A 21,068-nucleotide genomic window follows, 5' to 3' on the forward strand; every position below is an offset into this window, starting at 1 on the left:
CGGCCTTTTTACCGCAAGGCTGGAAAACCACGCCAATAAGCATAGGCCGAAATAACGCCTTTCGAAAGATGAATCCGATTTATTTTGGCATTAGCTTTAATAGTTAAAAACTAACACTTCAATATCAATCCGGCAGGTCGGTCACCGCGCCCAGCGAGGCGGAAGACACCGTGCGCGCGTACTTGGCCAGGACCCCGCGGGTCTCTCTGGGTTGCGGCGGTCGCCAATCGCGACGACGGCGTTCCAGTTCTTTATCACTCACGCCCAACTCAATAGTGTTGTTTACCGCGTCGATGGTGATGGTGTCACCATCCTCAACCAGCGCCAGGGGGCCGCCGTCGATCGCCTCCGGGGTGATATGGCCCACCACAAAGCCGTGACTGCCACCGGAAAAGCGCCCGTCAGTAATCAGTGCGACGTCATTGCCCAGGCCCCGCCCCATGATCGCGGAGGTGGGGCTCAACATCTCGCGCATCCCCGGGCCGCCCCTGGGGCCTTCGTAGCGAATCACGACCACATCGCCGGCCTGAACGCTGCCGTCGAGAATCTTTTCCTGGGCCTCTTCCTCGGACTGAAAGCAGCGGGCGCGACCGGTAAAATCAGTGCCCTCCTTCCCGGTAATTTTTGCCACCGCGCCGGTGGGCGCCAGGCTTCCATAGAGAATGCGCAGATGGCTGTCTGCTTTTATCGGGTCGTCAAAGGCGCGAATGATGTCCTGCCCCTCGGGATAGGGTGTAACTGCGGCGAGATTTTCCGCCAGTGTGCGCCCGGTGACTGTCAGGCAGTCGCCGTGCAGCAGACCGCGCTCGAGCAGCATTTTCATCAGCGGCTGAATGCCACCAATGGTCACCAGCTCGGACATCATGTACTGGCCGCTGGGGCGCAAGTCCGCGAGCACCGGCACCTGTTTGCCGATGCGGGTAAAGTCCTCCAGGCTCAGCGCCACGCCCACGGTGTTGGCCATCGCCAACAGATGCAGCACCGCGTTGGTGGAGCCCCCCAAGGCGATCACCACGGCAATGGCATTCTCAAAAGCGGCCCGGGTCATGATGTCTGAAGGTTTGATATCCCGCGCCAGCAGTTCCAGCACCGCCGCGCCCGCCGCTTCACAGTCGGCCACCTTGATGTCGTCCACAGCGTTTTGCGCCGAACTGCCGGGCAGGCTCATCCCCATGGCCTCAATCGCCGAGGCCATGGTGTTGGCGGTGTACATGCCGCCGCAGGAGCCGGGACCCGGAATCGCGGTTTCCTCGATCTGTTTGACCGCCACCAGGTCCAGGTCGCCTTTGGCGTGGGCGCCCACGGCCTCGAACACCGAGACAATATCCGTATGGTTGGCGCCCGGCTTGATGGTGCCGCCGTAGACAAACACCGAAGGCCGGTTGAGCCGCGCCAGGCCCATCAGACAGCCGGGCATATTCTTGTCACAACCGCCGATGGCCACCAGGGCATCGAAGCCCTCGCAGCCGGCCACGGTCTCAATGGAATCGGCGATCACCTCGCGCGAGACCAGTGAATACTTCATCCCCGGGGTGCCATTGGCGATGCCGTCGGACACGGTAATGGTATTGAAGATCAGGCTTTTACCCCCGGCACCATCGGCACCCGCCGCCGCCCGACGCGCCAGGTCGTCGATATGCATATTGCAGGGGGTCAGGTTGCTCCAGGTGGAGGCGATGCCCACCTGAGGTTTGCGAAAGTCCTCATCGGTAAAACCCACGGCGCGCAACATGGCACGACTGGCGGATTTACCAATGCCATCGACCACGGGGGCGGAATGGCGGCGGCGTTTGTCTTCGGTCATGGTCATCTCCTACTGGTTGCCGTTCGCGGCTCATACCATCAAGTTTTAATGGATTAAATTTTGATCACTTCCTGTGTAATTTGCCACCCAGCCGGATACTTTCGCCTAACATCGGCAAACGCGCCAAAAGTGTGCGCCAGTTCCTTGTTCAGACCTTCTTAAATCCCTAGCCTTGGCATCCTTTTCCACGTACGAGGATTCGCTCATGGGTTTTTCACGTTACCTGCTGCCTGCGGGGCTCCTGATAATAATGACAGGCTGCGGTGGCGAAGGCTCGAATGCCCTCAGCCCCCAAGAGTTCAGTGACAGCGCGGGTGCCGGTGTCCTGATGCTCGAATGGCGCATGCCGGATCACCGTGAAAATGGCGTCTACCTGGAAGACTCAGAAATTGGCGGCTACGAGCTGCGCTTCCGCGCGGCAGGCGAGCGCCAGTACCAACGCCTGGTCATCGAAGACGGCCTGGCGACCTCTTATTCGTTGCCGATGCAGGACTTGACCGACTACGTTGTTGAGATCGCCGCCTTTGATTCCGACGGCCTGTTCAGCCGCTACGTGCCGCTGACACCGGTTGAGGTGGTTCAATAGCCCGCGCGGGCTATTTTTTGAGCGCATCCCAACCTGCGTCCGGTGCAAAGCGCTCGCCGTGCAGCGCCTCCAGACTTTTCAGTGTCTCCACCACATCGTCCACTCCACGCTGGCGGGCATAATGCAGCGGCCCGCCGCGAAAAGGCGCAAATCCGGTGCCGAAGATCATGGCGCCGTCGAGCGCGTCCGCATCCTCGATAACCCCCTCCCGCAGACAACGCACGCAGGTGTTGAGCATGGGTAGCACCAGGCGATCGATCAGTTCCGCCGGCGGCTTAACCGGCTCACCTTTATCCGCCTTGCCATTGACCCAGCGGTACAGACCCTGTTCGGTTTTCTGACCCAGATCGCCGTCGTCGACTTTTTTCTGCAACCACTCGGGCACCTCAGGCATGGGGTCATCCAGGCGCTCTTTGAGCATTTTGGCCACACTCAGCCCGATATCAAGCCCCACCCGGTCGGCCAGTTCAATCGGCCCCATGGGCATACCAAAATCTTCCGCCGCCTTATCGATGGTGGCCTTATCATGGCCTTCGTCGAGCAACACAAACGCTTCCACCAGATAGGGCGTCAAAGCGCGGTTGACCAGAAAACCCGGCGCGCTTTTGACCGGTACCGGTAACCGCGCAATGGCACCACAAAAACCGCGCGCCGACTCCAGCGTGTCCTCGCTCACCTTATCGTGGCTGACCACTTCCACCAGTTCCATGCGCGTGACCGGATTGAAAAAGTGCAGCCCGACAAAACGCTCCGGGTGCTTGAGTTTTTCCGCCAGGGTTTCCAGAGGGATGCTGGAGGTATTGGTGGCGAGAATTGCGCCCGGCTTCATGCGCGCTTCCAGCGCTTCATACACCTTGCTCTTGATCTCCACTTTCTCCGCGACCGCCTCGATGATCAGGTCAGCCTGGCCCACACCGGCGCCGTCGAGATCCGGAATCAACCGGTCGAGGGCGTCACGTTGGTCAGCTCGGGCGCGCAGCTTCTTGCCGTAAAAGCTCCCGGCCCGGCCGATCGCTTTGGCGATCACGTCCGGCTCGAGATCAGTCAGGGTTACGCGCATGCCGCGACTGGCCGCCCAGGCGGCAATATCTGCCCCCATGGTGCCAGCACCCACCACGTGCACGTGGCGAATCTCGCACGGCGCTTTGCCGAAGCTTTTGAGCCGTTCGCGTAAAAAGAACACATGCACCAGGTTTTGCGCGGTACTGCCCACCAACTGCTGGGCAAAGGATTTGATTTCGGCCTTTTGCAGCGCCTTGCGATTGACGCCGTGCTTTTCCCACAGGTCAATCAGGGCGTAGGGCGCCGGGTAGTGCTCCTTGCGGGCTTTTTTGCCAGTTTGGCTGCGCATCTTGTTGGCACTGATCTGGCGCATAAAACCCAGCCGCCACAGACGGCTCATCAGATCCGGCTGACGCCGTACTTTTTTGGCCAGCAGTGCCTTGACCGCCTTGCCCACATGGCGCTCTTCGACGACCGCATCGACAAGGCCCATTTTTTTGGCTTTGCGCGCGTTGGCCGGGCGACCGGTGAGCATCAGCGTCATGGCGCTGATGGGGTTGATCAGCTCCAGGCTGCGAAAGGTGCCCCCCAGCCCGGGATGCAGACCGAGCATCACTTCCGGGAAGCCGAAGCTTGCGCCCTCAATGGCCAGACGCTGATCGCAGGCGAGCGCCAGCTCCAGACCACCGCCCAGGCAATGGCCGTGAACCAGGGCCAGGGTCGGGATGGGCAAGGCCTCCAACCGATCGATAATCCCGTGCGCCTGGGTCATGCGCGCGGCCACCACCTCGGCCTCGGTTTCATCGGTGAAGTCGCGAATATCCGCACCGGCGATAAAGCCGCTTTTTTTGGCGGAACGAATCACCAGACCTTTAAACTGGCCCTTTTCGATCACGTCAAGCAGATCGTTCAACTCGCTCATGACATCCGCCGACAGGCTGTTGGCGCTCTCGCCTTTGCGGTCGAGAATCAGCCAGGCGATATCGTCGCTGTCGCGAGTCAGGCGCCAGTGGTCGGTGCTGTGTTCGGGCTCCCGCTCGGGCCCCATGTTGCTATTGCGCGGCGCCAGAACCTGCCACGCAGGTGATTGCATCTGCGTCATGACATTGCCTCCAACAAAACTGAACCGCCGAGTCCGCCACCCACACACTGGCTGGCCACGCCCCGCTTACCGCCTTCGCGTTTAAGTGCCTGGGCCAGGTGCAGCACCAGGCGGTTGCCGCTGGTGCCCACCGGATGGCCCATGCTGATGGCGCCGCCGTCGATATTGAGTTTGTCGGGGTCAATGGCGCCAAAGGCCGAGCGCAGGTGCAACACCTCGCGGCAGAATTCCGTGTCGTCCCAGGCGGCCTGGCAAGCAAGGACCTGAGCGGCGAAGGCCTCGTTGATTTCCCACAGATCGATATCGTCTTTTTTCAGGCGCTGGCGCTTGAGCAATTCGGTCGAGCTAAGCACCGGGCCCAGCCCCATGATCGCCGGGTCAAGTGCCGACCATTGGGTATCAACCAGTCGTGCCAAAGGCTCGAGCTGGTATTTCTCTACCGCTTCTTCGGAGGCCAGAATCACCCAGGAGGCACCGTCGGTAATTTGCGACGCGTTGCCGGCCGTGACCTTGCCGTAGGGCCGCTCAAACACCGGCTTGAGGGTGCCGAATTTCTCCAGCGTGGTGTCCGGGCGAACACCGTCATCGTAATCGTAGAGACCGCCGTTGCGATCGATCAATGACACCATCTCATCTTTGAAATGCCCCGCCTCGTGCGCCTTGGCCAGGCGCTGATGGCTCTGGAAGGCGTAGCTGTCCATCTGTTCCCGGGAGATATCAAACATCTGTGCCAGCAACTCGGCGGTCTGCCCCATATTGAGCTCGACAATGGGGTCCGTCAGCCCGCGCTCCAGACCGATAACGGGCGTGAGCATACTCGGGCGCGCGCTGATCAGCGCCTTGAGTTTGGCCCCGACAGTTTTGGCGGTCATCATCTTGCCAAACCACTCCACCGCCTGACGGTTGTAGATCAGCGGCGAGTGCGACAGGGCTTCTGTGCCTCCGGCGAGAATCAAATCGCTTTGCCCGGCCTGAATATAGCGGAAAGCGGTATCGATGGACTGCATGCCCGAGCCGCAGTTGACCTGCACAGTGAAAGCGGGCATGGCGTGTCCCATGCCCAAACGCAGCGCCGCCACCCGGGCCGGGTTCATCTCGTCGGCCACGACGTTGACGCAACCGAGGATTACCTGATCAAAGGTATCCGGTTCAAAGGGTTGACGCAGTAGCAGCGGCCGGCCGGCCTGCACCGCCAGGTCGACCGGGGTAAACGGGCCGGGCTTGCCTCGGGCACGTAAAAAAGGTGTGCGCGCGCCATCAACCAGATACACCGGTTTCTTGCGCGGCTTAGGGCGAGGCCGCGGTTTCTTCTCAGGCTTTTTCTCGCTGGTTTCAGTTTCGGTGGTTTCAGCCATGCATCAGCTCCTTGGAAGTAATGTGTTTAGTCTAGCAGCTTATGGCGAGCTCGCCGGACGCTTACCCCTCTTGGGGCGACAGCGCATAATCGGGCTCCAGCACCGGCAATTGTTCGCGCAGGTAACGATAAAAAACCTGACCCACAGGGCTGAGTGGGCGACGCTTGTGGTGCACCAGATACCAGGAGCCCGCGAGCGGAAAGCCGCGCACCGGGAGCACGGCAACCGGCTCTTTGCGACTGCGCAGTATGTGCTCACTCACCACCGCCAAACCGAGACCGCCGGCCACACTGGAATAGATACCCTCGTTGCTTGCCACCTGCAGAGTTTGGGTCAATCCAACGGGTTGCTGCTCCAGCCAGGCGCGTAACGCCATACCTGTGCCCGAGCCTGGTTCGCGCACCAGCAAACGCTGCCCGGTCAAAGCCGCAGGCTCCAGTACCGACTGCCCCGCCAAGGGGTGATCCGGCGGCGCAATCATCACCAGCGGGTTGCGTAAAAACGGCGTCGCCACCACCTCCGCCACTTCGGGCGGGTGACTGAAAATATAGAGATCGTCGGCCTGGCGACGAAAGCGCTCAAGAATCTGGCCGCGGTTACCTGCCGTCAGCGACAATTCCACGTCGGGGTAAGCGCGCGCAAAGGCGCCCAGGATTTTTGGCAGTACGTAATTGGCAGTGGTGACCAACCCCAGACTCAGCTGCCCGCGGGTGCCCGCCTGTAAGTGTTGCAGCTCATCCCCCAACGCCTGCAGTCGGCCGAGCATATCGCCTGCCGCCAGGTACAGGGCCTGCCCGGCCTCCGTGGCCTGAAAGCGCCCATCGCGACTCTCAAGTAAGGGGGCACCGGCAGACTCCGCCAATTTGCGCAGCTGAATGGACACCGTCGGCTGGGTCAGGTGCAGATGCCGGGCGGCCGCACTGACCGAGCCTTGGCGCACGACTTCCTGAAAGACCTCCAACTGGCGTAAGGTCAAATGTTTTAAAGCCATAGATAATCATCAATACTGTGGATGGTAATATTTTATTAGCACAATGGAGCGCTTTTCGCCAGAATCCCGCCCGGCTATCATGGCACCCACGCAAAAACACAGGAAGCGACTTATGCCCGACGTGATTATTGCCCTCTTCGCCCTCGGCCTCGTGGCCGGGCTGGTGAATTCGGATCTGAAAATCTCCTCCAACACCTACGCCACCATCGCCATCTTGCTGATGTTCGCCATCGGTCTGAAAGGCGGTCTGGCTCTGCACGGCAACTGGAGTAACAGCCTGCTGCCAAGCTTGGGGGCGATCACCTTGGCGGGCCTGCTGGTGCCCTTGGCGCTGTTCCCGGTGCTGCGTAAACTGGTCAAGCTCGACCCGGCCAACGCTGCCAGCATCGCCGCCCACTACGGCTCGGTAAGCGCGGGCACCTTTGCGGTGGCCCTGGCCTGGGCCGCCGGACGCGGCCTGGAGCTGGCCCCGGAAACCACGCTGTATCTGGTGCTGCTGGAGCTGCCCGCAATTATTGTCGGCATCATGCTGTACCGCATGGGCGGGCACGGCCAGGGCGGTATCGGCTCGGTACTGCACGAAGCCTTTACCAGCCGAGGCGTGCTCCTGCTGATGGGCGGCGTCGCGGTCGGCTATGTCTACGGCCCGGAGGGCGCCGCCTCAATCACCCCACTGTTCATTACCCTTTTCCCGGGTCTGCTGGCGCTGTTCCTGCTGGAGATGGGTCTGTGTGCCGCCCGCCAACTGAGCGCCTGGCGTCCGGGCATGTGGCGACTGGTCGCCTTCGCCCTGGTCGCGCCCCCGATTCTGGCACTGGTGGGACTGGGACTGGGCCTGGCACTGGGCCTGCCCAACGGCTCGACGCTGGTACTGGCCACCCTGATGGCCAGCGCCTCCTACATCGCCGCCCCTGCTGCCATGCGCCAATCCGTACCCGAAGCGGATGTCGGCATGGCCATGCTGGTGGCACTGGGCGTGACCTTTCCGTTTAACGTACTGGTCGGTCTGCCACTCTACTACGAGATGTTGATGTGGATGGGCGGCTAGCTACGCGGGTTTATCCGGTTTGCTCGCCAGGGCGGCGGGCAAACCGGATTTGATGTGCAGATCCCGCTGGGGATAGGGGATAGTAATGCCCTCGCGCTTGAAGGCGCGCCAGATCGCCAGGTTGGTGTCCGACTTGACCGTTGCCGAACCATTTTCCGGGTCGCCGATCCAGACCATCAGGTGCAGCTCGATGCCGCTGTCGGCAAACTCCATCAGGCGTACCGCTGGCGCCGGCTCTTTGAGCACCCGGTCGGACGCAAAGGCGCACTCAAGCATTGCCGCCATGGCCTGCTCAGGATCGTCGTCGTAACTGATCTGCACGGGAATATCCAATCTCACGTTGCGATCAGAGTAACTCCAGTTGATCACCTCAGTGGTAATCAGGTTTTCATTCGGAATCAGGGTATCCACCCCTTCCCGATTGCGCACCACCACGTAGCGAGCCTTGAGCTCCTCGACCCAACCGAACTTTTCTCCCACAGTGATCACATCGCCGGGTTTGATCGACCGGTCCATCACCAAAATAAAGCCGCTGATAAAGTTGGAAGCAATACGCTGCAAACCAAAACCCAAACCGACACCGAGGGCACCGCCAAACACGGCAAGCGTACTCAGGTTAATCCCGACCGCATTCAGGGCCAGCAGGAACGCCAGCGTCATAAAGATAAAGCGGCTGAACTTGGCGAAGCCCACCTGCATGCTGGGCGTCACGTGCTTGGTCGTTTTCAGCCAGTTGTTCAGCAGGCTCGACAGCCACATGGCGAGGGTCAGCGCGATAGTGACCAACAACATCAGCTTAAAGACCGATAACACCGAGATGCGGGTGTCTCCGGCATCCACCGCCAGGCTATCCAAAAATTCGAGCACCGCCGGTAACCAGCCCAACAGGTGCAACACCACACCCAGCCAGACCAACAGGGCGAGCGCGCTTTCGGAGGATTTGAGGAGCGGGCTGGAGGTAAAGCTTTTGCGCAGGATATAGATTGAAGATCGAATGGCCGCCAGAGCGACCAATACCGGAACTGCCACGCTCAATAATTCAGCGGGTACACGGTAGTAATCAAGCACCGCAATACCGGGCAATAGCAGCAAGAGAACCATAACCGGCCAAAGCAGACGCTGCAGACTGCGAATCGCGATATGGCGCAGCCCTTGTCCCCGGTGCCCCTGCGCCTGTAGCACCACCTGCAAACGACGGTTGATCAACGCAGCGATGGACAGTGCCCCGAGCAATACCAACAGCTGCACCCAAACACCGGGAGTTTGCAGGTACGCGAGCTGCTCGTTCAAAAAGGTGTTAAATCGTTCGCTCATGGGCTGACTGTTTCACTCATCAAGGTTGGATAACGCAGACGCGTCCGCCTACATAATAGAAGTTATTGGCTAATAGCGCCAAGGTTCACCAGGTTGACCCGATCACGGCCCTGATCCTTACTGCTGTAGAGCGCCTGATCGGCGCGCGCATACACGGTATTCGGACTGGGCAAGACCCCCGGCGACACCAGCACGCCGCCTACGGAAACCGTCAGGGGGCCGCCCTGATCCAGCTCCAGCCGGCTCAATCGCTGGCGCAACTCATCGAGCTTGGCACGCACATCCGACTCACTTACTCCCGACAGCACTATGCCAAACTCCTCCCCACCCAAGCGAAACACACTGTCGGTATCACGCTGCCAATTACACAACAACTGTTCCCCAAAGTGTTTTAACACGGCATCGCCGGCCTGATGACCATAGTCGTCGTTGTAGCGCTTGAAATAGTCAATATCAATCAACAAAAAGGCCAGAAGCTGCCCGGCGCGATCACTGTGCTTGAGCTCGCTGGTCATGGTCTCGTAAAAACTGCGCCGATTGCGCAACCCCGTAAGAGCATCAGTGATTGACTCTTCCGCCAGGCGCTCGTTGAGCGCTCTCAGCTCGCGTGTTTTTTCGTCCACACGCGCCTGCAGGGAGTCACTCAACTCACGCTCCCGGACCAGCATATACTGCTCATTACGTCGCCGCTCGCGCTCCAGACGCTTGATGCGGTCGGCCAAGGCTAGCGCCAGCACCCACACCTCGATCAACGAGCCGATGTTGAGGGCGTTTTCGGTCAACCAGGTGGAGGGCAACCAGCCAAACACGCGCGCGTAGTAGGCCAGCGCCGAGGCAATCAACAAACTCCAGGCCAGCAGGAAAATACGCGCACTGCGCCGGCCCGCCAGTGACTGCTGCAAGGCAACCGCCAACACCAGAACCAGAATGATCACGGCGAGAGGAATCAATACGGCAAAGGTACTGGCGTAAAAGCCCAGCAGACTTTGCAGCAAAGGAATCAACAACAGTGCACAAGCTACCAACAGCAGCTGTCGATAGCGTGGTGAACGGCGCTTGAGTTCGAGAAATACCGAGGTGAACGCCACCAGGGAGGCAAACAGCGCAACACTCGCCACCGCCACTAATTGGTTGTTGATTACCGACCATTGGCCGAGGGGCGTAAACACACTGTAGCCCCGGAAAATAAAATTCCAGACCAGAAAGCAGGTAAGGTACAGGCTGTAGAGCAGAAAACTGCGCGACTTGAGACTGACGCCAACCACCAGGTTGTAAAGCAGCAGAATGACGATCGCACCGTAGTAGAACCCGAAGCCGAAGTTTTCCCGCTGGCGATAGTTGTAGAACGCCTCTTCGTCCATCAAGCGCAACGGTATGGCATCATAAAGGCCGTCGTGGCTGTCGAGCTGAACGTAAAGGTCATAGCGCTGGTTCGGCGCAAGTGGGAGCGGGAAGGCAAAGCCCCGATAGGCCAGCGCCCGGCTGTCTGCGGGCAAGCGATCCCCCGTCTGCCACTCGGCGACTACCTCACCCCGAGCATCGACCAATGTCACGGTGAGGTAGTCCTGCAGGGGTTGCGCCATATCGAGCACCAAAGCCTGGGGCTCTCCGGTGACGTTGTGCAGGGGAAAGTGCAACCCGTAACGGCTGCTGCTAAAACTGAAATTGGGGCTGGGGTCACGCAGCGGCTGCCAGTGAACATCGGCACCGGCGCGCAGCTGCGCCAGTGTCAGCGATCGATGCTCGTCCTCCCAGAATGACGCCTCACCCACGAACGGGTAACTGCCCCGCTCGCCGTCAATCCGTATGTCACCCCACGCCAGTGACGCGAGCAGACAGCCCAACGCCACCCAAATCCACTTGGTTCCCATGATAAATCCTGTCCCTGTTTTCGGCCTTTTGTGTTTTTTGTCCTCCTATTTTGACAGACCGCTATCGATAAGCAACCACTGACTTGAACCTCAGTCACCCAACTGGCGCAGGGTCTCGACCACCTGCGTATAACGCTCGCCGGCGGCGGCAAGCGCCTCGCGATCAAAGGTTTCGGACGCAACGTGAAGCTCTTCCAGGGTGTCCGCCAAGACTGTCATCTCGGCATTGATCTTTTCCAGCGCATTTTCCAGGGTGTAGGTCAGTTCGTGGATTTCCACCAGACGGGCGTCACTGAGCTCCTGATCTAACAGCGATGCCAGGCGGCGATTATAGGTCGCGAAGTTCTCGACCGCTTCAGTCAGGGTCTCAGCGGATTTGCCTTTGAAATGGTCAACGCGGTCTGCAACAGCTCCGCCGGCAAGTCCAAAGCCCAGCACTACCGCAGACAGATAACGGGTGGCAACAGCAAACGTTTTCATAAAAGTTCCTCAGATAACGGTGAACGCAAACGATAATCGTTATCACAAAATACGGCAAATGTGACCGCCGGGCAAGTCCTATTCGTTATAACTGCTCCAGCCGGTCCAGCCGCGCCCGCGCCGTTGCCAGGATTTTTCTGCGTTGCACAGGGTCCTGCTTGTCCCAGTTGGCGTAGATGAGTTTCATGCGCGGGTTGTCCGCGAGGGTCTCCCGGTGCCGGTCAATAAAGTGCCAATAGAGGCTGTTGAACGGGCAACTGCCGGGGCCGGTCTTTTCCTTGACGTCATAGGCGCAACCTGTGCAGTAGTCACTCATTTTGCGGATGTACTGACCGGAGCTGGCATAGGGCTTACTGGCAATCAGCCCGCCGTCAGCGTACTGACTCATGCCCCGGGTGTTGGGCATCTCCACCCACTCGATGGCGTCGATATAGATCCCCAGATACCAGGCATCGACGTCATCCGGGTGGATACCGGCGAGCAACGCAAAATTCCCGGTCACCATCAGGCGCTGGATATGGTGGGCATAGGCGTGCTCCAGTGATTGCCCAATGGCATGGGCCATACAGGCCATGCGCGTCTCCCCGGTCCAGTAGAATCCGGGCAGAGAGCGCTGGGCGCCCAGGTGATTGCGCTGCCGATAGCCGGGCATGTGGCGCCAATAGAGGGCACGCACATACTCCCGCCACCCGAGAATCTGACGAATGAAACCCTCCACCTGTGCCAGGGTGATACGCTTTGGATCACCGCGCCACTGCTCCTCGGCTGCGCGTATCACCTCCAGCGGATGCAGCATTTTGGTGTTGAGCGCAAACGCCAGACGGCTGTGGTAGAGACTCCAGCCACGATCGGTCATGGCGTCCTGGAAACGGCCAAAATTGGGCAGGCAGTGTGCCAGAAAGTGGTTGAGCAACTGGCGCGCCTCGCGCCGGGTCACCGGCCAGATAAAGGCCTTGGCGTCGATACTCCCCAGCGTTTTGACGCCGCGACGCGCCAGACGCTCGACCAGCGCACTTACATCCCGACTGAACAACAGCGGCTCGGCAAGGGTATGCGTGGCGGGCAGTGATTCGCGGTTGTCCTTGTCGTAGTTCCACTGACCGCCTTCGGGCTTGCCATCCCCATCCAGCAGTACCTTGTACTCTTTGCGCAGTGCCCGGTAGAAAAACTCCATCCGGTGATTCGGGTAACGCTCCCACGCATCGCGCGGGGTCAGAAAGTGCTCACTGTCGTGGCTGACGACGGGAATCGTCAGGCGCTGACTCAACGCCGCCAACTGCTCATCCAGCCGGTATTCATCGGGCAATTGATAATGCAGCTCGCTCGCCTTGAGCGCCTGACACTGGTGCTCGATCAGCGCCGTCAGGTCTTCAAAGTCCCGAGTATCGTCGAGGGTGAGATAGACTACCCGGTGCCCCGCGTTTTCCAGCGCTTGCGCAAAGGACTCCATGGCGGCAAAAAAGCCGACCACTTTCTGAATGTGATGGGTCACATAATCGGTTTCCTGGCGCAGTTCCGCGAGCACAAAGCAGACCTCGGGATCGATCTGCTTGAACCACGAGTGACCGGCGTTGAGCTGGTCGCCCAACAACCAGTGGACTTTTGACATAGGGGTAGACCTTAAAAAGGGTTTAGCCACACTAACGTCAACGCCGACCCTATGGATCACCCCAACGCACAGATGGTCCCCACTGAGGGCTGGAGCCTGCCGCGTGCAACGCGTATGATCGCGGCCTGACATCCCTTGGTTTGACCCGCAAAGGCTCATAGACTGCAGCGCATGAACGACCCCAGCACGCCCTTGACCGACAGTTATCGCCAGCGCTTTGGCGCCATCACCCGCATCTACGGTGCCCAGGCCCTGCCGCGCCTGGCGCGCGCCCATTTTGCCGTGGTGGGACTGGGGGGCGTCGGCAGCTGGGTCGCCGAAGCGCTGGCGCGCACCGGTGTCGGCTCCCTGACCCTGATCGAGCTGGACGGCGTTTGTGTGAGCAATACCAACCGCCAACTGCACACCACGGCCGACACCATCGGTGCGTCCAAACTGCAGGTCATGGCCGAGCGCCTGCGGGCCATCAACCCGGAGATCACCCTGCACCTGCAGGATACTTTTCTCACCAAAGAAAACACCGAACGCCTGATCGGCCCCGAGCACCATGTCGTGATCGACGCGATTGACTCGGCCTTTACCAAAGCGCATCTGGTGGCTTACTGCAGCCGCAAAAAGCTGCGTCTGGTGTGTATCGGCTCCTCCGGCGGCAAGACCGATCCGCTCAAAATCGTTGTTTCGGATCTGGCACAGACCGTCTACGATCCGCTGTTTCGCAAGATGCGCTCACTCCTCTACGGCCAATACCAGTTCCGCAAGGATCGCAACAAGCGCTTTCGGGTGGATGCGGTCTACTCCACCGAGCAGATGCTTTTCCCCCAGGCAGACGGCAGCGTCTGCGTCGGGCAGAAGGGGGGCGATGGGGGCATCAAACTCGATTGCGGCAGCGGACTGGGTTCACTGGTGATGGTGACCGGCAGCTTCGGGTTTGTGGCGGCCGCCAAGGCGGTGGAACGCTACTTTGAGGACTGCGCTCGGCGCGAATCCTAGAGGCCGAACAACCGGCAGCTGTTGGCCGTGGTCTGCTCGGCAATTTCACGTACTGATTGACCGCGTAACTCAGCCAGCACCCGTGCCACCTCGGGCAAGTATTCGGGACTGTTGCGCTGACCCTGGCGCCCTGCCAGGGGCATGTCCGGGGCATCAGTCTCCAACAGTAAGGCTTCCAGGGGTAACTGCTGCACCGCGCGCCGGGTTTTGGCGGCGCGCGCGTAAGTGATGGTCCCGCCAATGCCCAAATAGAACCCCGCGTCCCAGAATTGCCGGGCCTGTTCCGGACTGCCGCTGAAAGCGTGAATCACGCCGCCGCGCGCGGGCGTTTTCTGCTTGAGCGTGCGCAGTACGGCGTTGTGGCTGCGCACGCTGTGGATAATCAGGGGTTTATTGAGCTGCGCGGCCAGACCCACCTGCGCCTCGAACACGGCCTGCTGCTGTGCCAGCGGGGTCGCAATGGTGTTGTCGAGCCCACACTCTCCCAGGGCCACACAACGCGGTTGTGCCAGGACCTGGCGCAGGGACGTCAACCACTGATCGGTCTGCGGGTGGTCCGCCACCCACCAGGGGTGAACCCCCGCGCCATAGTGCCAATCGTAGTGCGCGCACAGGGCTTCGAGTCCGGGCCATTGCGCCGGGCTGACACCCGGCACCACCAGGCCGGTCAGGCCCTGCGCCTGGCAGCGCCCCCAGAGTGCGGGGCGCTCGCCATCAAACACCTCAAAATCGATATGGCAGTGACTGTCGAACAGGGGCGCTGAACTCACAAGGTCTCCTCAGTCAGCCTCACTCCAACCAGACCTCACGGTGCTGGTATTCACAGTAGGTAGAGCCGGTATCGCACACCTGCACAATCATGTACATGGCCTGGGGCAGGGTGTATACCAGATCGGCAATATCCACCCCGGGGTTATCAATCGTGCAGGACAGAAAGAAGTCTTCCGTGTACTGGCACAAGGTGCTGCCGTAGCTGTCGCAATTGAGACCGTCACCGCAGTAGAAGTCGTCAATAAACCGGGCGCCGCGCAGGCTCGGACGGTCATTGATCCAGACTTCGGCATAGTAGTCGCGCACGTAGCTCGCGTACCAGTACACCTCGAACAGGCCGTCCCAGATGTAGGGGTTCAACCCCAGCTCATAGTGGCGTCCAAGTCCGGTATCGGTCTCGTAGCTGTCGACCATATGGAAATTGTCGAGTACCGGCCGCGGATCGGTGGTCACCGTGGTGTGGCTGGTGTGCACATAGTGCTCGTCGCAGCCACTCAACATCAAAAGAGCAACGACAAGCGCAATAAGCCTGATGACAACGGCTGGGCGGTTCATCACTGGACGTTTCATCGCAACACCCCTTTCCTCAGTTTTTGAAGGTCAGGGTCAGCGTACAACGCCCAGGGTGAACCGAAGCTGAATGTCTCGCCTAATCGAGTTCCGCCAGGCGTGCGCGCAAGCGGGTCAAGCTGGCTCTGACGCTTTGCGCGTTCTCCGGGCCCATGCGCAGCATCAGTTTCTGGATACTGGGCAGGCGCTCCAACGCCGGGTCCTCATACTCATAGAATACTCGCGGGCGCACCAGAAGGATCTCATCGGGCGCGGGAGGGGTCGCCAAAGCCTGGTCGATCGCGGCGATCAGCACGTGGGTAAAACCGCCGTTGTCGACGCCGTGCTCTTCGTTAGCTTCGTCCAGCAACGGCTGGTAACGTTCGTAGAGAGCAACCAGGGTATCCGGGTCCATACGTGCCAACAGACTGACGTAGGGATCGTAGCGCCGGTAGTTGTCCGGCTGAATCCGAAAACGCTGGTTGATCTCCTCATCCGCCACTTCGCCCGCGCGCTCCGCCGCGAAGGGCGTGCTCGGCCCCTCAATAGGCCGGTACTCATGCACCACCGTACCCCCGGCAAGCGCGTGGGCGGCGCGCACAACCTTACGCAACACCTGCTCCTGGGTCGCTAACTCGGCGGCGCTCTCACCGCCATCAAGTTCGCTCAGATCGGCGCGCACGGTCTCGTCACTGTCGTCCAGAGCAGGCAGCGGTTCCGGCTCCGGTTCCGGTTCAGGCGCGGGTTCTGGTTCCGGGGCCGGCTCCGGTTCGGGTTCAGGCTCCGGCGCGGGCGCCGGCTGTACCCGCTCGCGAGGTTCAGGCACCGGCAAGGATTCAGGCTCCGAGTCCCCCGAGCTGCGCAGGAAGAAGAACAGGGCCACGGCCAATAGCACCGCCACTGCCACCAACAACAGGATCAGTTTTTGCGTGGCCTTGCGGTCAGCGTCCGAATCGGACGGGTGCTGAGATTGATTGTTTTCCATACGCTTTGAGCCCTTTTCAGTGGTGACAGTCAGGTTGATTATAGACCACGACCCCGATCCGGGGTTCAGCCAATCGCGGCACGCCATTATGCTACACTGCCGCGCTCGTTTACGCCCACCCGGGCGCGCCCATTTTCGCTGACCAAGGACACCCCCACTCGCCATGTGGTTTAAAAATCTGCGCCTGTACCGCTTCACCCAACCTGTTGATTTTGACCATGAGTCACTCAACGACGCCCTCGCCCAGCAGCCCTTTCGGCCCTGCGGCAGCCTCGATCCGATGCGCTACGGCTGGGTGCCGCCGCTCGGACGCCACGGCCAGGAGTGGGTTCACAGTGCCAACGGCTATCATATGATCTGCGCCAAACGTCAGGAAAAAATCCTGCCGGCTGCGGTGATCAACGAGCACCTGGAAGAAAAGGTCGCCGATATCAAGGCGCAGGAGTCGCGCCACGTTGCGCGCAAGGAAAAGCAGGACCTGAAAGACGAAGTGATCTTTTCCCTGTTGCCCAAGGCGTTCAGCAAGTCCTCCCTGGACTTTGCCTATATAGCCCCGCGCGAGGGCCTGATCGTAGTCAACGCGGCGTCGGCGAAAAAAGCCGAGGAACTGCTCAGCGCTCTGCGCGAAGCCTTGGGCAGTCTGAGCCTGATCCCCGTGGCGCCCAACACAATACCGACACAGGCGATGACCCACTGGCTGCTGCACGGCGACCTACCGGACGATTTTACGCTCGGGGAGGAGTGCGAGCTGCGCGGCGGCAAGGACGGCCGTGTGGTGCGCTTCAAAAACCAGGACCTGAGTGCCGACGAGGTCCTCAACCACCTCAACGCGGGCATGTATGTCAACCGCCTGGCCCTCACCTGGAAAGACGCCATTCACTGTATCGTGGACGACCAATTGGCGATCAAGCGGGTGAAGTTCGAGGATCGGATTCTGGAGCAGGCCGACGAGGGCAACCCGGAGACGGCCGCCGAAACCTTCGACGCTGATTTTGTGGTAATGACCACAGAGCTTTCGGCTTTTATCGGCGCCATGATGCAGGCTTTCGGGGGCGAGGACACCAGTTGGCAGGGTTGACGTCAGGGGCCGGCCGTTGTCGACGGCCTTTACAGGGTGGCGCCAAAATTCACATAAGGCATCACCTTAGCCTTTGTTTTTAAAACTTTTTTTGCTTATGGCACCAAACGTGCTTATGGCCTGTCGTGTTAATTCCAATTTACTTCATGACAAGGATATCGCCATGAAATTGCAACGCCTCATGATTCAACTGGGTGTGCTCACCCTGGCCGCATTGCTGGCCCTGAGTACCCAGGCGGCCACCATTGAGCTCAAATACAACCAAAACTTGGGCAGCAGCACCCCCAGCGGTCACATCACCGGCGCCGGCAACGTTTACGCCGGCGAATTCGAGTTCGAGATCCTGAACAAGTCACCCTCACTGATTCAGTGGGATGACGAGCTGAATGCATTTTGCATCCAGACGTCCACCACCCTGAAAAACTCGGCGACCTACAATGTGGTCGATGGCCTGGGCGCCTTTACCGGTACCTATCGGGGCATGCAACTGGATCGGTTGTTCTCTGAGTACTACACCAGCTCCAAAGAAAGCGCTGTGAATAGCGCTGCCATGCAACTGGCGATCTGGGAAATTGTTAACGAGAGCCCGGATAACCCGCCCACGCTTAGCAGCGGCAACTTCACCAGCGGCAACTTCAGCGGTGCCCGCGGCCTGGCCAACAACTGGCTTGCCAGCCTGAACGAAACATCCAAATCCGGTTTGTACGACTTCTACACCCTGACCTCAAGCAAGTCTCAGGATCTGATCACTGTGACCGCCCGAGTACCGGAGCCCTCGATCCTCTTGATGTTTGGCTTGGGTCTGCTGGCCATGTTTGGCGTGCGTCGCCGCCGGCATTAAGACGCTACCGCGTTACGGGTGCGGCAGGATGCTGCACCCCCCTCTTCGCTCTATTCTTCTCCTTCCTTGAACTTCGCTGTCCGGCCCGGACGCTTCACTACCTTGTGCAAATCTGAGCGATTGCGTCCGGCGAATCAGTCAGGATCGTTGGTGTATTTCAACAGTGCATTCGTACCCGAGATCCATCCGACCGCTTCACTATACAACAGCACTTTGTTGAGCTGGTTCGTGGTCATGACGCGAGATTGCCAGCTGGCACCGCCGTCCACGGTCTGGAGGATCAGGCCTGCGCTGCCAACGACCCAGCCGTGATCCCTGTCAAAGAAATTCACGGACAACCCACTCCTGCCGGTGACCCTGTTACTCATCGACGTCCAGGTGGCTCCCCCGTTGAGGGTATGCAGCAGCTCATTCACGCCCGTCGCCCAACCGTATTGGGCATCGACAAAATAGATGTCGTTTATCGCCCCCAGGCCGTCGGCTTGTTGCTGCCAGGTGAGGCCGCCATCCGCGGTGTGCAGAATGATTCCCCGATCGCCAATCGAGGTTCCTCCCCGGAGGCCGACTGCCCAGCCCAGTGTCTCAGAGGCAAAATGCACGGCTCGTAACTCTCCCTCACGCTCATCGTCCAGCCGCTCCCAAGTCTCGCCCCCGTCCGCTGTTCGCGCGATAATGATCTCTGTGGGCCTGGTCCCGGGAACGTCCCGACCCACTACCCAGCCGCGCTGAGCGTCGATGAAGTGAACGCTCTCCAGCCGGGTCCGATTCGGCAGACCGGTCGGGATTTCCTGCCATTGATTACCACCGTCCGTTGTCCGGAATATCCGATCGGTGTCACCGACGATCCAGCCAAGCGAACTATCGATAAAGTGAACGTCGTTGAAACTGTCCGTACCGGCGCCGGCATCCTGCGCAGTCCAGCTCAGCCCACCGTCGGCTGTCCGGAACACCGACTGCCGGGGACCCACGCCCCAGCCGACGCTCTCGCTGACGAAGGACATGGAATGGAAGGTGTTTGCCTCGCCCGCAATGTAGGCCCAGTTATCCCCACCGTCGACAGTGTGCAACACGTTTCCGCCAGTGCCGCTGCCGAACCCGATCGAGGCGTCCACAAAGTATGAAGAGGTCGTCGGCTGCAGCCGGTTCTGCGCGATGCGAGTCCAGTTCTGACCACCGTTGGTCGTGAACATGATGCGCTGCAGCGCGACTGCCCAGCCGACATTCTCGTCCAGGAAATACAAGTGTTGGAAGTTACCGCCACCCGTATCCTGCAACGTCCAGCTCTGACCGCCATCGTCGGTCCTCATCACGCCATTCTGCCTGCCGACCCAGCCAGTATGGGCATCGACGAAGTGCACGGCGCGCAGCACTATCGTGGTGCCGCTGTCCTGGTTGACCCAGCTCTGGCCGCCATCGGTGGTGTGAATGATCGTACCGCCTGCCCCGACGATCCAGCCCATCTGGTCGCTGATGAAGGAAACGTCGTAAAGGGGCGACGTGCCCGTATCGCTGGCCTGGCCGCTCCAGGTCACGCCGCCATCGGTGCTCTTCGCGATCTTGGTGCTACCGAAGGTCCCCCCACCGACCGCCCAGCCGGTGAGCTCGTCGACGAAGTAAACGGCATTGAAGTTTGTCTGGGCGCCCCAGGCTTCCGGGTTCCAGCTCTGACCGCCGTCAATCGAGCGGAGTATCGTGCCACCCGCGCCGACAATCCAGCCGGTATCACCAATAAAATAGACCGCGTGGAGGTGTTCGGCGCTGGGAGAACCCATGCGCTCCCAAGTCTGACCACCGTCATTGGTGAGGGTGATTGAGCCGTTATTGGCCACAGCGATGATCCGGTTGTCATCAAACACGTGCAGGTCATTGACGAGATTGCCGTGTGGCAACGGCGCCAGCCAGTTCAGCGCGCCCACCATGCCAGGCGGCGCACCGGACTCGCTGATGAATTGAGCGCTGACGATGCAGTGGGCCGTCACTGGCGCTGTCGTAAACATAAACCCGGCAAGTGTGCCGCCGCATCCCGAGACGAGGTCGATTTCGAAGCCTGTGTCGGCAGTAATGGCGAACTCCGCCGTCTGGCCATGTTCAACTGAGGCGTTACCTGGGGTGACGCTACCGCCCGCTGTCACGTTTGTTGTCACGGTGTAGGTTTGGAGAGCGAAGGTCGCGGTCAGGGTGCATGTCCCTGTAATGGGTCCGGTTGTGTAGGTATTACCGGACAGCGAACCTCCGCAGCCACTGACGCTGATGAGCGTGTGGTTCGACTCTGGGGTGACCGTGAACGTTGCCGTCGCGCCCTGCGTCACGGACGTGCTGGAAGGGCTGATGCTGCCGCCGGTGCCGGCACTGGTACTGACAATGAAGTTCTGGGTGCCTCCACCCCCCCCGCCGCTATCGCCGCCACCTCCGCCCCCGCATCCATGCAGAAGTAGCACCGCTATACAGATCCAGGCCAACCGCCTTGCGGTGCAACTGAAATCGGCGAATCGGCTCGGCCCGGGGCTGCGCGAAACCTGTGCCATCTCCGGCTCCCCCTCTTGAAAAGCGGATATCTGGCAGCGGCTCACTACGACCTTCTCTGCTTGCCAGCGGCCGACGGATACTAAACTCGCGCAAGATAGGGGCCAAATATATTTTTATAAATTTTTTCAAAAAGTTAGTGGCGCATGGGTTCGCTTGCCGATATTTT

Annotated in this window: 17 protein-coding genes; 5 read left to right on the forward strand and 12 right to left on the reverse strand. The window is 60.1% G+C overall.

Features of this window, described 5'->3' with window-relative positions; all coding sequences use genetic code 11:
- Positions 1 to 124 precede the first annotated feature (124 nt).
- Entirely contained in the window at positions 125 to 1,804 is a 1,680-nt protein-coding gene (gene ilvD / locus DKW72_RS11555; protein ID WP_198411327.1) for a dihydroxy-acid dehydratase, read from the reverse strand.
- Positions 1,805 to 2,009: 205 nt separating this feature from the next.
- Here ilvD and DKW72_RS11560 point away from each other — a divergent pair, with 205 nt between their 5' ends.
- Complete coding sequence (locus DKW72_RS11560; RefSeq protein WP_111642518.1) at positions 2,010 to 2,390, forward strand: fibronectin type III domain-containing protein; 381 nt, start codon at positions 2,010 to 2,012, stop codon at positions 2,388 to 2,390.
- 10 nt (positions 2,391 to 2,400) lie between these two features.
- Here the strand turns inward: DKW72_RS11560 and DKW72_RS11565 are convergent, their stop codons facing one another.
- From DKW72_RS11565 to DKW72_RS11575, 3 genes are all read right to left on the reverse strand, one after another.
- A complete protein-coding gene (locus DKW72_RS11565; protein ID WP_111642519.1) occupies positions 2,401 to 4,494 on the reverse strand; it encodes a 3-hydroxyacyl-CoA dehydrogenase NAD-binding domain-containing protein in 2,094 nt (697 codons plus the stop codon).
- A complete protein-coding gene (locus DKW72_RS11570; protein ID WP_111642520.1) occupies positions 4,491 to 5,849 on the reverse strand; it encodes an acetyl-CoA C-acetyltransferase in 1,359 nt (452 codons plus the stop codon). Before DKW72_RS11570 ends, DKW72_RS11565 begins: the two co-directional genes overlap by 4 nt.
- Positions 5,850 to 5,910: 61 nt before the next feature.
- Complete coding sequence (locus DKW72_RS11575; RefSeq protein WP_111642521.1) at positions 5,911 to 6,840, reverse strand: LysR substrate-binding domain-containing protein; 930 nt, start codon at positions 6,838 to 6,840, stop codon at positions 5,911 to 5,913.
- A gap of 112 nt (positions 6,841 to 6,952) precedes the next feature.
- On the opposite strand from DKW72_RS11575, the gene DKW72_RS11580 reads away from it, so the two are divergent.
- On the forward strand, positions 6,953 to 7,888 hold the full coding sequence (locus DKW72_RS11580; RefSeq protein WP_111642522.1) for a sodium-dependent bicarbonate transport family permease: 936 nt from the start codon (positions 6,953 to 6,955) through the stop codon (positions 7,886 to 7,888).
- On the opposite strand, the gene DKW72_RS11585 is transcribed toward DKW72_RS11580, so the two are convergent.
- The 4 genes from DKW72_RS11585 to DKW72_RS11600 form a co-directional block, all read right to left on the reverse strand.
- On the reverse strand, positions 7,889 to 9,202 hold the full coding sequence (locus tag DKW72_RS11585; protein WP_111642523.1) for a mechanosensitive ion channel family protein: 1,314 nt from the start codon (positions 9,200 to 9,202) through the stop codon (positions 7,889 to 7,891). It lies immediately after the preceding gene.
- A gap of 62 nt (positions 9,203 to 9,264) precedes the next feature.
- A complete protein-coding gene (locus DKW72_RS11590) occupies positions 9,265 to 11,073 on the reverse strand; it encodes a diguanylate cyclase (RefSeq protein ID WP_111642524.1) in 1,809 nt (602 codons plus the stop codon).
- 90 nt (positions 11,074 to 11,163) lie between these two features.
- Positions 11,164 to 11,553: a DUF6746 family protein gene (locus tag DKW72_RS11595; RefSeq protein WP_111642525.1), complete on the reverse strand. Its 390-nt coding sequence runs from the start codon at positions 11,551 to 11,553 to the stop codon at positions 11,164 to 11,166.
- 85 nt (positions 11,554 to 11,638) lie between these two features.
- Complete coding sequence (locus DKW72_RS11600; protein ID WP_111642526.1) at positions 11,639 to 13,162, reverse strand: cryptochrome/photolyase family protein; 1,524 nt, start codon at positions 13,160 to 13,162, stop codon at positions 11,639 to 11,641.
- A gap of 171 nt (positions 13,163 to 13,333) precedes the next feature.
- On the opposite strand from DKW72_RS11600, the gene tcdA reads away from it, so the two are divergent.
- Positions 13,334 to 14,152, forward strand: coding sequence for a tRNA cyclic N6-threonylcarbamoyladenosine(37) synthase TcdA (gene tcdA / locus DKW72_RS11605; protein WP_111642527.1), 819 nt, complete (start codon positions 13,334 to 13,336; stop codon positions 14,150 to 14,152).
- Here the strand turns inward: tcdA and DKW72_RS11610 are convergent.
- The 3 genes from DKW72_RS11610 to DKW72_RS16530 form a co-directional block, all read right to left on the reverse strand.
- Positions 14,149 to 14,922, reverse strand: coding sequence for a TatD family hydrolase (locus tag DKW72_RS11610; RefSeq protein WP_232522390.1), 774 nt, complete (start codon positions 14,920 to 14,922; stop codon positions 14,149 to 14,151). The two genes, tcdA and DKW72_RS11610, sit on opposite strands and share 4 nt — an antisense overlap.
- Before the next feature lie 19 nt (positions 14,923 to 14,941).
- Positions 14,942 to 15,493, reverse strand: a complete 552-nt coding sequence (locus tag DKW72_RS11615; RefSeq protein ID WP_157960471.1) for a hypothetical protein — start codon at positions 15,491 to 15,493, stop codon at positions 14,942 to 14,944.
- Between the two features lie 79 nt (positions 15,494 to 15,572).
- On the reverse strand, positions 15,573 to 16,457 hold the full coding sequence (locus DKW72_RS16530) for a DUF3014 domain-containing protein (protein ID WP_111642529.1): 885 nt from the start codon (positions 16,455 to 16,457) through the stop codon (positions 15,573 to 15,575).
- Positions 16,458 to 16,620: 163 nt separating this feature from the next.
- Between DKW72_RS16530 and rdgC the strand changes: the two genes are divergently transcribed.
- Both rdgC and DKW72_RS11630 read left to right on the forward strand, forming a co-directional pair.
- Positions 16,621 to 17,535 carry a recombination-associated protein RdgC gene (gene rdgC / locus DKW72_RS11625; protein WP_111642530.1) on the forward strand — a complete coding sequence of 305 codons (915 nt, stop codon included), beginning with the start codon at positions 16,621 to 16,623 and terminating at the stop codon, positions 17,533 to 17,535.
- A gap of 163 nt (positions 17,536 to 17,698) precedes the next feature.
- Complete coding sequence (locus tag DKW72_RS11630; protein WP_157960473.1) at positions 17,699 to 18,376, forward strand: PEP-CTERM sorting domain-containing protein; 678 nt, start codon at positions 17,699 to 17,701, stop codon at positions 18,374 to 18,376.
- 134 nt (positions 18,377 to 18,510) lie between these two features.
- Here the strand turns inward: DKW72_RS11630 and DKW72_RS11635 are convergent, their stop codons facing one another.
- Positions 18,511 to 20,901 (reverse strand): WD40/YVTN/BNR-like repeat-containing protein, encoded by a 2,391-nt coding sequence (locus DKW72_RS11635; RefSeq protein WP_111642532.1) that lies wholly within the window; start codon positions 20,899 to 20,901, stop codon positions 18,511 to 18,513.
- Between the last annotated feature and the right edge of the window lie 167 nt (positions 20,902 to 21,068).

Source organism: Marinimicrobium alkaliphilum, from assembly GCF_003259155.1.
Classification (GTDB): Bacteria; Pseudomonadota; Gammaproteobacteria; order Pseudomonadales; family Cellvibrionaceae; genus Marinimicrobium_A; species Marinimicrobium_A alkaliphilum.

What these genes read in the sequence shown, in the direction of transcription:
- DKW72_RS11595 (WP_111642525.1), bottom strand. Translation starts at nt 11,553, where the DNA reads ATGAAAACGTTTGCTGTTGCCACCCGTTATCTGTCTGCGGTAGTGCTG.
- DKW72_RS16530 (WP_111642529.1), bottom strand. Translation starts at nt 16,457, where the DNA reads ATGGAAAACAATCAATCTCAGCACCCGTCCGATTCGGACGCTGACCGC.
- DKW72_RS11565 (WP_111642519.1), bottom strand. Translation starts at nt 4,494, where the DNA reads ATGACGCAGATGCAATCACCTGCGTGGCAGGTTCTGGCGCCGCGCAAT.
- DKW72_RS11560 (WP_111642518.1), top strand. Translation starts at nt 2,010, where the DNA reads ATGGGTTTTTCACGTTACCTGCTGCCTGCGGGGCTCCTGATAATAATG.
- DKW72_RS11590 (WP_111642524.1), bottom strand. Translation starts at nt 11,073, where the DNA reads ATGGGAACCAAGTGGATTTGGGTGGCGTTGGGCTGTCTGCTCGCGTCA.
- DKW72_RS11615 (WP_157960471.1), bottom strand. Translation starts at nt 15,493, where the DNA reads ATGAAACGTCCAGTGATGAACCGCCCAGCCGTTGTCATCAGGCTTATT.
- DKW72_RS11630 (WP_157960473.1), top strand. Translation starts at nt 17,699, where the DNA reads ATGAAATTGCAACGCCTCATGATTCAACTGGGTGTGCTCACCCTGGCC.
- ilvD (WP_198411327.1), bottom strand. Translation starts at nt 1,804, where the DNA reads ATGACCGAAGACAAACGCCGCCGCCATTCCGCCCCCGTGGTCGATGGC.
- DKW72_RS11635 (WP_111642532.1), bottom strand. Translation starts at nt 20,901, where the DNA reads ATGGCACAGGTTTCGCGCAGCCCCGGGCCGAGCCGATTCGCCGATTTC.
- DKW72_RS11600 (WP_111642526.1), bottom strand. Translation starts at nt 13,162, where the DNA reads ATGTCAAAAGTCCACTGGTTGTTGGGCGACCAGCTCAACGCCGGTCAC.
- DKW72_RS11570 (WP_111642520.1), bottom strand. Translation starts at nt 5,849, where the DNA reads ATGGCTGAAACCACCGAAACTGAAACCAGCGAGAAAAAGCCTGAGAAG.
- tcdA (WP_111642527.1), top strand. Translation starts at nt 13,334, where the DNA reads ATGAACGACCCCAGCACGCCCTTGACCGACAGTTATCGCCAGCGCTTT.
- DKW72_RS11585 (WP_111642523.1), bottom strand. Translation starts at nt 9,202, where the DNA reads ATGAGCGAACGATTTAACACCTTTTTGAACGAGCAGCTCGCGTACCTG.
- rdgC (WP_111642530.1), top strand. Translation starts at nt 16,621, where the DNA reads ATGTGGTTTAAAAATCTGCGCCTGTACCGCTTCACCCAACCTGTTGAT.
- DKW72_RS11580 (WP_111642522.1), top strand. Translation starts at nt 6,953, where the DNA reads ATGCCCGACGTGATTATTGCCCTCTTCGCCCTCGGCCTCGTGGCCGGG.
- DKW72_RS11575 (WP_111642521.1), bottom strand. Translation starts at nt 6,840, where the DNA reads ATGGCTTTAAAACATTTGACCTTACGCCAGTTGGAGGTCTTTCAGGAA.